The 12,498-nt window shown below is 46.8% G+C and carries 8 protein-coding genes; 2 read left to right on the plus strand and 6 right to left on the minus strand.

The window, feature by feature from the left end; translation table 11 throughout:
* Window positions 1-96: 96 nt before the first annotated feature.
* Genes OS242_RS17440 through OS242_RS17460 form a run of 5 tightly spaced genes read right to left on the minus strand, consistent with a single transcriptional unit; the run spans window position 97 to window position 8,631 of the window.
* Complete coding sequence (locus OS242_RS17440; RefSeq protein ID WP_267152978.1) at window positions 97-1,815, minus strand: UvrD-helicase domain-containing protein; 1,719 nt, start codon at window positions 1,813-1,815, stop codon at window positions 97-99.
* Between the two features lie 15 nt (window positions 1,816-1,830).
* Window positions 1,831-3,252 carry a 3'-5' exonuclease gene (locus tag OS242_RS17445; protein WP_267152979.1) on the minus strand — a complete coding sequence of 474 codons (1,422 nt, stop codon included), beginning with the start codon at window positions 3,250-3,252 and terminating at the stop codon, window positions 1,831-1,833.
* A 12-nt stretch (window positions 3,253-3,264) separates the two neighbouring features.
* Window positions 3,265-3,474 carry a hypothetical protein gene (locus OS242_RS17450; protein ID WP_267152980.1) on the minus strand — a complete coding sequence of 70 codons (210 nt, stop codon included), beginning with the start codon at window positions 3,472-3,474 and terminating at the stop codon, window positions 3,265-3,267.
* 13 nt (window positions 3,475-3,487) lie between these two features.
* Window positions 3,488-6,118: a hypothetical protein gene (locus OS242_RS17455; protein WP_267152981.1), complete on the minus strand. Its 2,631-nt coding sequence runs from the start codon at window positions 6,116-6,118 to the stop codon at window positions 3,488-3,490.
* Window positions 6,119-6,123: 5 nt separating this feature from the next.
* Window positions 6,124-8,631: a UvrD-helicase domain-containing protein gene (locus tag OS242_RS17460; protein ID WP_267152982.1), complete on the minus strand. Its 2,508-nt coding sequence runs from the start codon at window positions 8,629-8,631 to the stop codon at window positions 6,124-6,126.
* A gap of 575 nt (window positions 8,632-9,206) precedes the next feature.
* On the opposite strand from OS242_RS17460, the gene OS242_RS17465 reads away from it, so the two are divergent.
* A complete protein-coding gene (locus OS242_RS17465; protein ID WP_267152983.1) occupies window positions 9,207-9,695 on the plus strand; it encodes a hypothetical protein in 489 nt (162 codons plus the stop codon).
* Window position 9,696: 1 nt separating this feature from the next.
* Entirely contained in the window at window positions 9,697-11,310 is a 1,614-nt protein-coding gene (locus OS242_RS17470; protein ID WP_323372974.1) for an AlwI family type II restriction endonuclease, read from the plus strand.
* Between the two features lie 65 nt (window positions 11,311-11,375).
* Here the strand turns inward: OS242_RS17470 and OS242_RS17475 are convergent, their stop codons facing one another.
* Window positions 11,376-12,494, minus strand: coding sequence for a DNA cytosine methyltransferase (locus tag OS242_RS17475; protein ID WP_267152984.1), 1,119 nt, complete (start codon window positions 12,492-12,494; stop codon window positions 11,376-11,378).
* Between the last annotated feature and the right edge of the window lie 4 nt (window positions 12,495-12,498).

Genomic DNA, 12,498 nt, shown 5'->3' on the forward strand with positions numbered 1-12,498 from the left:
TAAAATATATTTTATCATTGTTTGTATAAAGAATACTAGATATATAACTGAACAAACAGAGCGAATAATGTACCCTAATTATAAAAAAAGGCGGGGTCATTTCGACCCGGCCTTTTTCCCGTACATACTCTTCTTAAACCCCGAAGCCTCATAGTCCCTCGTATCAAAGTCGCGAACAAACTGAGAAATACTAAGCTCACTTTGTCCGGCATACAGCAACCAAACTTGCTTTTTCGCCCTAGTAAGCGCGACGTAAAGCACCTTTTTCTCGTCGTTTATGATTTCATCTTCATCTTTCTGATACGTTTCGGACATACGATCTTTGTTTAGTTGATCAAGCGCCTCAATCCTCTGTTGGCTCGGATAGTGCAACCTGTCAAAATGAAGAATGAAAACATAATCAAACTCAAGTCCTTTGACACTGTATGCATCGGTAAAGAACAATGGCTTCTCCCGGCTGTTCAAGTTGAAACGGTGCCCATATTGATCCGTGGTTATGAGATCAAATTCCCTTGCCAATGCAGCTCTGATAGGAGAATTCTTTATCTTGAAATAATCATCATCATATCGGTGAATCACAGCAATAGTACTACCGGGATCGGCCTCTCTGATCTTGTGAACTTCGTTGACCAGCCATTTGTTCAACTTCTGAACATTTGAGTAATATCGAATCTGCGGTTTCAATCCTTCACGGACAAAGTTCTTTTCCGACTCACGATCGTTCTCCGTATCCAAAAACTGAAGTGAACCAGCAAGTGCCATGATTTGTTTGGTTGATCGATAATTGATTTTCAAACGTCTGTTCCTCTTACCTTCGACTTCCACACCCAACTCCTTGTAGGACAATGGATTTCGTTTGTAAATCCGTTGTTTAGGGTCCCCGGACAAAGTGAGTGTTTTTTTACACAGTTTCGCGAGCACCATGATCTGCATTGGTTGCAAGTCTTGTACTTCGTCGATGAAAATGTGATCGTATTTCAGTGACTCTGGAATGCGGTCGAAGTACCTGAGAAGCAACAACGCATAGTCCTCAGCATCTAATTCTCCGTGGTATTTCTCCTCCCGAACTCTGTTGTACTCCTCATACAGTCGGAAGATCGTTTTTCGCTGTTCTTTAGTAATACGGGGGTTATTACCACGCCCTGTTCGTTCTACCTCCAGATACTTTTCTTCATAGATAAATCCGTTGGCTTTCATCCACAGGATCTCATCCATGAAGAATGATTTCCTGTGGGTTTTATATAACTGCTGTTCTTTCGGCAGACTCTTGTGTGTTTCACTCTCCATAAAATTGTCGATAAAAACGCCGGTATGGGTCCTCATTACTTCCATTTTGTGATGGACGTCCTTCGTGGATGCACGAAACTTTGGCACTTTTATACCAATCTGCCATAACAGTTCCTTTGCCATATTATGGAAGGTGTGAATGTGCGGGTCATGACCAGCATTCTTCAGCTCCCAAAACTTCGGTGACGAACTCAGCCGTTTCTGTGCATCTTGAATCAGCGTCACGTTATATGACACGTACAAGACGCGGCTCCCCAGTTTTTCTTCATGCATCGCCTTCATCATACGATATACGAGTGCGATACTCTTCCCGCTTCCGGCCGAACCGTTTATTAGCAATGTATCTTCATCCTGTTGCACGACAGCCAACTGATCAGGGCTTAAAGTGATATTATCAAGCCACCTCTGCACTTGATCATCCGTTACAACATACGTGCTCTTCTTTCGTCGCGCTTTCGCCGATTTCGAATCTGTCCAGTATTCTGATATTTTGCTCCAGAACTCAAGATCAATCCTCCGCTCTTCCAACTTGCGTCGCCTCCGTTAGAGTTTCACTTTGCTGAACAGGGTTTCGTCCATCTCCTCAATGAAACGCGATGGAGCGCCGGAATACAGCATGTACAACTCGTGCTTTGCTCTGGTCATCGCTACATAGAGCAACCGACGTTCTACTGCGATATACTCATCGTCTTCATCCTCATCGCCGCGCACCGCAGGGATGTTTCCTTCTCTTACTTTTACAACGAGAACGATGTCAAATTCCAAGCCTTTTACGGAGTGCAACGTGGTCAGTTTCACTCCAGGTGTATGAACGTTGCCCTCCTGTTTCTGGATCATCTCGGAGAGTATGTCTGCGTCGGCGAACAAGTTCTGCATTCTTTTGACGTGTTTCCACCAGCGGGTGACTACGCCAATCGTCCGATCAGGCGAACGGTCTCGCAGGGCCTTCACCATTTGCACCAACATCCGTTCCTCATCCTGAACTTTGCCACAATCTATCACTTGAGGTTTAGAACCGTGAACATCGGGATAAAGCGGCTCGATATAGTCTTCATCTTTTGCCTTCACGATCGGGTCATTCTTTTGCAGACTGTGTGCAAGTTCAATAATTTGCCGCGTGGAGCGGAAAGTATTTTGTAACACTTTTGTCCGTCCGCCTTGGATGTTAATGCCAATGTCTCGCCAAGCGAACGAAGTATTGTAGATTTTCTGACCCTTGTCGGCCGCCACGATCATAGACTTTCGTGCTGCGATGCGCAACACTTGAAGTTGCGCTTGTTGCAAGTCTTGCGCTTCATCCACCAAGATGTGGTCGATCTTAACTGAATCCGGGAGTTCAGCCTGTATGTCCAAAATCCTCGGCGCGTAATCGTCGTAGTCAAGTTTATTTTCTTGTTTGAGAAACTTTTGATACGTCTCCAAAAGATCAAAGATCTTTTCGCGATCGGCTTTCGTCACACGCACATTCCCAGTGCGTCCGATACGCTCCACTTTGAGATAAGCGTCTCGCTGTTGCAAATTCTTACCCTTTATCCAACTGATCTCTTCTTTTAGAAACGTCTTGAAGCGTTCCTGTTTGAAGAAGCGATGCTCACTTCCGGTACCGGCCTTTGAAAGGGCCTTTTCGAATAACTCATCTTGCATGCTGTTCCATACGGTGTTGGTTCTTATGTTTAACGCGCGAAGTACTTGTCCGGCCCAACTATGGAAGGTATAGACTTTCACACGATTGGGATTGATCAGATCGGCCAGATACTTTGCGTAGGCCGCCAACGTAGCGTTATAGGTAAACAACGCGACCGTAGTGCCTTTTTCCTCAGTCACAATTTTCAAGGCACGACGCAACAGAACCGTTGTCTTACCGCTTCCTGCAATTCCCTTTATTAACATGTGCTCGCCTTTGTAATCCACTGCCTCCTGCTGTTTCGGTGTGAGATCATGTTCCAAAGCAGCTGTCTGTTTCATCTTTCCACCCTCTTAAAAGAAGTCATCATCATTTTCATTTTCACCAAATATCGCTTCCAACGCTGACGGGATTCGGCGGACCGTCTCATGTTCATTCAAAACTGCCAGAACAGAGTGCACAACTTGTTCGGCCGTGTCTTCGATGTGCGCTTGGAGTTCTTCATCGTCCCCTTGTGTCCATGCCGCTGCGATCTGGTTCCAAAAACCAATGTCAAATATCATCTTAGTGCCCCCGTCATCGATCATCCGCTGAGTAATGCCCGTCCGGGCATTGCGGCAGATGCGGGCAGTAACGGCAGTACTCGCCAGGGATAGATTCCATTTGCATATCTTCATGTCGGACTTCCTGATTGAAAGCCTCAGTCGTCAAACGAGGCTTCCCTCGCAAGTAACTCGTATTCAAAAACTGGAATCGTTCTCGAGCCCTGAGATACTCGGAGCCGTCATACCGATCAAACTGCATTCGAACAGAACGAACATATATCAACGCATGTTCTCTCAACTCTTGCTTCTTCAGATTTAACCAGTGCGGGAACAACTGCGATGTCTCTTGGAAAGCCTCTTCTTCCTCACGGTCTGTCAGCGCGGCAGTCACCGTTACGAGATTAGAGAAGAGAAACTCATGATGGAACGGCTCCCGGAACGTTGCAAAATCTTGTGTCAGGAAACTGTAGTAGAACCGGCGCGGGCACAGTTGATATTCCTGTCGTGCATCCGACGGATACTTAAACATCAGTTGCACAGCTTCGTCAACATCTCCGGAAATGCGCTTCTGCTCGTCTAAGTGAATTTCTTCGAATACATCCTCAACCAATTTCGGTTTGATACCGAGCAACGCGAGATACATCGACTCTTCAAGCTCTTTACCTTGCCATTCACGCATCCACGACAGCGTAACCTGCGGATGGAAAGCAAGCAAAGAATAGAACAGGTACCGAGTAATCTGGGGAGCCATCTGTTCTCGCAGCAAGATCGTTTTGAGCTCTTCCCTCTGTTCTGCCAATGCTTCCAAACAATCGCGGCTGAGCGGCCACGGCACACTGGATGCACGGTAGGGCAGACTCTCCTCATCGAGTCCCACAACGTGGATTCGCTTTTGTTGCAACAACGCGGCCGCGTCCAATTCTTCGAACTTTCCGATCTTCCGTCCGTTCGGGTTATCAGGATCGTCATCCCGCTCCTCTTGTTTGTCATCGTTAAAATCACCGCCCAGGTACAGAGCCAGCGCTTCTGAGAGATCCTGCAGACGGAATTGTTCCTGAGCATTTCGCTCGGTCATCAACTGTTCTTTTAAGAAGCGAATTAAATCGCGCTCCAATGGAAGAAGCTCACTTTCTGGCACCTTCTTTTGCAATAACTCATCGATCTTCGCGAAATGGTCAGCCAACGTGACTCGCACTTTTCCGTCTCCAAAGAGCTCTTCAGCGATACGCAACAGTTCCTCGATCATTTCAAAGACGACGAGCATGTCCTCCTCCCCTAATTTAAAGAACGAGAAGCGCAACAATGGATTTTCCATCATTTCATGAAAGCGCTTCGTCTCTGGCGGCGCATCGATCCCGCGAGTGAATGCACCGGCCACGTTCCGACGGGCCTTCATTAGATGATCAATCCGGTTTCTCCATTGACTCAGAGACCCGCAGCCTTCAAAATACGGCAACAAATCTCGAAGTGCCAGTGTGTACTGTCTCGCATTTTTATCCCCCACTGTTAGCCAGCCGGATGCAAAACATTCAAAAAGGCTCCGCTCGTCTAGAATCAGTTTTCCTTTGGCTTCCTTCCACATGCAATGCAAGTGAAACAGAAACTGACCGATCGGATACGAGAGCAGATGACGATCTTTGAAATTTTGCGGAAAATACTCCTTCAACCGTTCATTGATTTGCTCATGGGCAGGAGAGAAGTATTCGACTTCCCCATCTTTGGAATTCGGATGAGCGCTGTACTCTCGAAGAAGTGCATAAAAGTCTTGGTACTCCAGCACCTGCAAAGTATTTTGATCAGGAGACACGGAAGTGTCCACTCTAAGGTGTGCCTCAAAAATTCGGGCGAGTAGGTCGCCAAATGTATTTTCAGGGCCGAAGGATTCCGGCACATGCCAGTTTTGATCATCTGGCACCCATCCCTTGATAAAAGCTCTTACTGATTCAAAAGTGCCTTGATAGCGCGGATCATACAGGTTGACAAACACCAGTTCGATGCCTGCGTTTTCGAGTAAGGAGAAAAATTTGTGCTGTAACGGGGTGATGAAGTAAAAACCATGCAGGACGACCCGCTCAATACGGTCTGGTACAACGGGTCGGTCGTCGTTGATCACCCCAAACGGTATGCTTCGAATTGCGTCCGGTAACACCTCGTGAAGACTTTTCGGATTTTCTAATTCAACATTCATCCGTTTGCGAATTGATCGAAAGTCCGGGTTATTTTCTTCCATCTGTTTCCACAGCTGTATAAAAATCTTCTCCTCTTCCGTTTGCGCATGGGGTTTGACCGAATCAGGAGTCAACCCGATCTCGGTCAACGTTCGCATCGTTTTCAGCACATCTTGCTGGTTCCGGCGAAACGCGACCTGACGCTTCCCCCGAACCGGATCATCTTTAGGCAAAAGATCGATAAGTTCGGATAAATGGGCGTACTGTCGCAGTTTGGTGTCGGGGGACGCCCAACCATCGAGCAACCGTTCCATGACAAGACCTGCACCCACAATGCGGCCAGTAAGAACAGATCTCTCCTTCTGATAAAAAGTTTCAACCCCGTGACGCAGGCTGTCCGTTGCACACATATGAACATCTCCGAGATATGGTGCAAATCCGGCGAGATCATTAATCTTTGTGGGGTCACTGTAGGCGATCATTCTTGCAGTCACCAAATTCACACTCCTTCTCCTAAGAGAGCAGACCAGCTATTCACTTTGTCTCCCCACGCATATTTACGATTGTTTAGCATCCAAAGTTGCTTCTCGCAGCGTGTCATTGCTACATACAGCAGGCGTGCTTCCTCTCGAATGACCTCTTCTCTTTCATTCTCCGCCAGCTCTGAGTACTTCGAGTTTTCCCATGTTACCTCACCGTGCCTGATCAACCAACCAGCATTGATCCCATCGCTTTCCCGTTTGAATAGCAATTCACTGAAACTATCATTTTCCTCCCACCGGAAACTGCGTTCCGTGAAAGGAACGATAACCGTGTGAAACTCCAACCCTTTCGACCGGTGAACCGTCATAATCTGAACACGGCCGTCTCTCTCTTCATCAGGGAGTTTCGGTTCATCCACATCACGGTTGATCGCTTGGTTCAACTTCAGCCATTTGTTGAGGGAGTATAGCGTGAGGAAGTCATTGCTAAAGACATCATGAATCATTTCAAACAGCTGATTCAGGTTGCGACGATATTGCTTTGCCCGCTTCAGTGCCTCAGCTTTGTATTCAGTTTCATTCGAATTCACGGTAGAAATGATCTGCTCCTGACGCATCCGATATCGGGAGTATGGGTTAGTTTTTTCAATGATGCCTCTGAGGACAGAAAGAATCGGTTCCAATCGAATCCTTTCTTTGACACAATCCTTCCACTCCGGAAACGGTTGATGTTGGTGCAATATCTCCAGCAAACGCTCACGTTCACCATTGCAGGGAACCAGCGCTATCCAATCAATCTGCACCTGAGAATAGGAGGTCGCGTACAGATTAAGCATACTTTGCGGGTTGGTCGGGTAAAGCAATGCTTCTACCAAACTCGCGAAATCATTCACCGCATCGCTGGTGAAGAAAGTGCCCCCAATCTCCAAATCAAAGAAGATCCCAGCGTCTTCGAACCACTCCTTCACTCGTTGCGCTTCTCGGTTCGTACGTACAAGAACCGCCACCTTTGGTGTTTCCTCACTTTCTTGGAGACGCTCTTTTTCTTTGCGCACATCTTCAAGGGCCTGGCGGACCAATCGAATCGTGTGAACGGGGTGTCTGGCATCATCTTTGTCGTACGACACCCGTTCGATGTTCAGCGAATGAGCATCGTGTTTCATGCCAATTAACGGAGTCTCGTATACGAGATACTCCTTTTCTCCCCATCCTGCAAAGATCTTGTCGATCTTGCCGAGCAGCTCTCCTGCCGTTCGATAGTTTTTGACCAGCGGATAGCCTGTCATCTTTTGACCGTTCTGCTCCTCCAGCATTTCTTTCAGCCATGTGAAAGCCGTGTAGTTCGCCCCGCGAAACCGATAGATGCTTTGCTTAATGTCACCGACGACAAACAACGAACTGTCAAAAGCCCTCTGCAGGGAAGTGATCAGGCGGATTTGTGTGTCATCGGTGTCTTGAAACTCGTCAACAAACAAATATTGAATCGGTTGCGCGACATTACGGAAGTCGATGGTTGATCGAGCGATCATATCGATTTGTCTGGTCAAATCGTTCAAAGAAATCGCGTTTTCCTCTTCTTTCAGGTTCTGAAAACGTCGTTCGCACTCAGCAAACAAGGTTTGAAACATCTCTTGAAAACCCGCACTCTCCCCCGCAGCAGTTCCCCATTGTAATTGACCGATTTCCTCGCGGGAAAAACCTTTTCGCTCCATCTCCTCCCAGAAATCAACGACTTTTTTTACGAGTTCATATAATCGAAGGCCTTGAAGTTTTTCCGTCACAGGATATTTTTCCATCCATTCTGCCAGAAACTCATCCAAAAACCCCTCAATCAATCTTTTTCTCTCCAAACCGAACGAGCGGATCTGAACTTTGGTACCAAATCCATGAACGGAACCGAGTTGCTGAACAAGTTTTTTGGCAAAAGAGTGAATGGTCGAGATTTGCATCGTATTCAACTCTTCAATGAGTCGAATGTATCGTTGATTGCCTGTCAATTGAAAACGGCTGAGAAACTCTTTTCGCAATTTGCGAAACATGTTCTTAGCCGCGTCTCTGGTAAAAGTAATCATAACGATGTCCTTGAGTGTTACGTCAGTCATGTGCAGCAAAAAGAGAATTCGTTGCACCATAACGGTCGTTTTCCCTGTCCCCGCGCCTGCTTCTACAGACAGATGTTGCTCAGGCGGAGCATGTTCAATCCGATATTGCTCTACGTTAAAAGACGGATTTAATTCTGCTATTTGGTCAAGGCACGATTCGACATCACCAAACTGACCATCTACCACTATACAGGGTGTCGGCACAGTCGAGTGGTTGAGTTCAGCGGAAATAAATACGGACAGCAAATTGCTCTGCTCAAAACGCTCCAATCCTTCCAATGTCGGAGAACCATCCAGGAAGAGAATTACTTTGACCCCATTCTCTAACAACTGGAGTACTCGATCCCTGTATTCATCAGTGAATGGAGAGCCGTAGTTTGCAAATAAGAGGGAATATTTCGGCGACAAGGACTGAAGTTCCATCTGTTTTGAACCCCTTTCAGATATCGAAACACTTCTAAAAGTCTATTTCTTCTGCTTAGAAGAAAGTTCGCATATAATTAGCACTATTGATATATTGATACATAACCACCATACCTGTCAAATGAAGTAAACATTCGAGATGTTTTACTGTCGGTTCACCAAAGATGAATAGGTTTACGGGGCAAGAGTTACTATATTTTGTAAATCCCTTAATTCCCCCCCCTCCTGTCTGCTTATCAAAATGTTTCCCATTTATACTTAGTAGAGTTATACTCTCACTGAATCACAAATTTTCTATAACGATTTGCTACGGTTGCATACAGATTTCACTGGAGATAGCAGTTGAAGAAGACGGTGAACCATACCGCGCCTTGCAGATATGATCGAGGAAGTCAATCGCTGCACGAAAGAAATACTGTTAGCACGAGGAATTGGAGCCGCCGAGTGCTTGTGCGCATCCTAATTTTTTTCGAATATGATCCTTAAAATAACCTCATAAGGTCATTTCCTATTTCTGTTAGCAGGATATAATATGGATGAGTTCAGGATAAATATGAAAAAATTTGGTGATCTGTATGAGTGAAATGAGGGAGCATCTCCCCCGGAAAGAAACTGTGCAAAAACTCCTGCAAAAGATTCTTGTTTGGAAGTTCATGGGCAATATGACCAGAGCTCTGAAGCAACGCAACCTTACGCACACAGAACTGAGCAAAGCCGCCGGAAGAGTTGCCAGTGCTTTTAACAAAACGATCAACCAAGTCGAGGACCTGCGCCTGTCATCTTTTCTTCGATACTGGGTCGTGATTTCGGAGCTTACGGCAGATGACAACCTCCATGAAAAAATCGTTTTTGAGGAGTTGATCGATGAAGAGATTCGAAGAATGATCGCTGTTCTCTCAGACCTTTCCTACGAGGACCAACCTTCGCATCTTCTGATTAGCGAAAGGGAGTTTTTCATCGGTCTTCGGGTACATGTGGAAGGCCTGAAGAAAAAACATGCTCTTGGGCCGGAGGAGTCCGAGACGTATGAGCTGATTGCAGAGTTGTGCGAGAGGATTGATTAACTTGGCAAAAGAACGAAAAGTTTGGTTCATTACCCGTCCGGAGCGCGATCCAAAGTTTCACGATGAAGCGATGGCCGCGTTGCAGAAAGCAACAGACGACTTTTCTGTAAAATGGGCAAATAACCGCGAAGCTCACAAACAGTTTGAGTCAGTGTTGAGTCAGTCCGGCCTGAAGCGCAATAACATCAGTGATTCCGGTTCAGGCGGCCGCACTTGGGCAGCCATGCTGAGGACATTTGCTTATTGCTACACAAATGAGGATGGGTACCTCGTGCCTACAAAGGCAGGACGTAAACTCATCGAGGGTGAGAAAGTTTTTGATAACATCAAAAAACAAATTCTCACTTTGCAAATCCCGAACGCCTATTTTCTTGAATCGGGGTTTCGACCGAAGTTTGAAGAAGACTTCAGCATCAGACCCGCCAGATTTCTGATCAAACTGACCAATCAACCGGATCTGAACTACTATGTGACCAAGGAAGAAATTACTTATTTTGTCCTTACGGCGAAAAAGGACAACGAGTTGACCTTTATAACAGAGAAGATTTTGGAGTTTCGCCATGCCACCGATATCGGTAAACAGGAGATTCGTCAGCACACGGCAGAAGTGTACGATCACCGGGAGCGTTCTGACAAAGGTGCGAGAGATTTTGAAATGGCACACTCCGATGTGGCACACACCTTTATGCTGATTTCCGATTATACCGGTTTGGTCGAGTATATCCGAGGCGATTCGCTTCGGGCCATCCCCGCGGACAGCAAAAAAGTCTCTGCGGAACTGGCGTTTTTCGATGAACGCTACCCGTTCAACAATCGGTACAAAATCTCTCCGCAGCGAATGGCTGAGAACAACGGCCTCGATGTGGACAGTTTCAAAGCCAGCGGCTATGGAACGGAAAAACCGGCAACCAGTAAAAATAAGTTAGAGAACAAAATCAAAAAAACCTTGGAATCCTATCCGGCAGTCGATACACTCAGCACGGATGAGATCAAGGAAATCCTGCAAAAAGTATTGCCTCCACGAGATGCTGAGGCACAAGCGTTTGAGTTGAAGGAACGGTCCTATGGTGCTTTGAACACCGACTTCGTGGAGGCTTATTTAAACGAAAAGGACCCTCTCGCGTTTGAAGATAAGACCGGCGAGATCTTCAAAGCGATAGGGTTCGATGTCATGATGAGGCCTAAGCCCCATACCCCCACCACAACGAAGATCGAGATTCTTTTGAAGTATGGCGACAAGGAATGCGGCATTATCGATGCAAAAAATCATAAGAAATTCAACCTGTCGGCAAGCCTCGCCTCACACATGGTGACCGAGTACCTGCCGCACTACGATGGAATTGACGGCCGGGATGTTCAATTCTTTGGATATGTCTCCGCTACCACTTTCAGCGGTGAAAAAACCCTGAAGAAAATCACAGAGAAGATCAAGGATAAAATTCCTGACCGCGAGATCCAAGGCATGATCATAAGTGCTCCGGTTCTGCTGGCATTCCTCGATTACTGTCTGGAAGAAAATCTGTCTAAACAAGAACGAGTCGCATTGTTCTTGAAGGCATTCAACAACACCGGTTACGACAACTTCGGTAAACTGCTGAAAGCAGTCAACAATTAATCATGATCACGCCGTGATCGTCCTCATTATGCAAAAAAACAGGAGGGCATCTGCCCTCCTGTTTTTTATACTTTCAAACTGAGTTGAGTCTCTGTTTCGAAATCGATTCCGAGTCCCTTCCACCAGTCGGACTGTTCCAAGGCGTCATACTCCATCCCGGCGAAAGTCTTGAAGATCGCCTCGAAGATCACTTTGGAGCCCTGCGGAGGCACAGCCATTCCGATCTGTTGACGGACCTTTTCCTTCTTGCCTAAAAACTCAAAGGTATCCGGGAAGGTCTGAAGTCTCGCACGCTCACGATTGGTCAAGGCGCGCGGTTCCGCCCAATGATAGACATGCGTGCCTCCGCCGCCACTGCCTGTCACGGTGTAGGAAGGCTTATTGGGATGCAGACGCTTGTAGATCTGGCTCAATTTTGCACCCTTGACCTTCAGGCGAAGATGCTCCGGCACGCCTTCATACCATGCGTTTTCACCTGGCGGGATGTGGTTCAGCATCTGAATGACTTTATCCGAATGCTTTGTAAACTCGTGATTGAACGCATCATCAGGGATGGGCGGGTTCTCGATGGCCTCACGCGCAGTTACAAAGTTGCCGCTGTGAGTCGGTACCGGGATTTTAAAATCCAGTCCCAGATCTTTTCGAATCCCCACAATGATGATCCGATGACGTGCTTGCGGCACGCCGTATTCTTCAAATTTGTAGAGATGAGGAGTCAGGTTGTAGCCTCTCCCTGCAGATGCCAGATCGCGAAGGATGTTGATGAAGGCCTTCCCTTCATTCGCGCTCTGCAGGCCACCCACATTTTCTGCGATGAAGAACTTGGGGTTGTGATAGTTGATGACCTTTACACCGTATGTGTACAGTGGACCGTAATCGCCGGTCATGCCCCGCTGCTCACCGACGATGCTGTAATCGTTGCAAGGAAATCCAAAGGAAAACGCATCAATATCGGCCAGTTCATGAATATTTAGTTCTTGAACAGGCTGATTGTAAACGATCGCTTCCTGATGATTCTTCAAGATGTTGTGTTTATAGGTAGCGCAGGCGCTCTCGTCGATGTCGTTCGCCCAAACGTGTTCCACTTTATATTCTTCTCCCGAACGGTCCGTGATCGCAGCCATTTTTGCACCATAGGCCAAACCGCCGGGACCGTTGAAGAACTCTCCCATTCTGAAAATCACAGCC

Source organism: Tumebacillus lacus (assembly GCF_026410385.1).
Taxonomy (GTDB): domain Bacteria; phylum Bacillota; class Bacilli; order Tumebacillales; family Tumebacillaceae; genus Tumebacillus; species Tumebacillus lacus.

Bases quoted from the DNA above. Each gene is read 5' to 3' on its own strand.
- OS242_RS17445 (WP_267152979.1), bottom strand. From the start codon at position 3,252: ATGAAACAGACAGCTGCTTTGGAACATGATCTCACACCGAAACAGCAG.
- OS242_RS17450 (WP_267152980.1), bottom strand. From the start codon at position 3,474: ATGATATTTGACATTGGTTTTTGGAACCAGATCGCAGCGGCATGGACA.
- OS242_RS17460 (WP_267152982.1), bottom strand. From the start codon at position 8,631: ATGGAACTTCAGTCCTTGTCGCCGAAATATTCCCTCTTATTTGCAAAC.
- OS242_RS17465 (WP_267152983.1), top strand. From the start codon at position 9,207: ATGAGTGAAATGAGGGAGCATCTCCCCCGGAAAGAAACTGTGCAAAAA.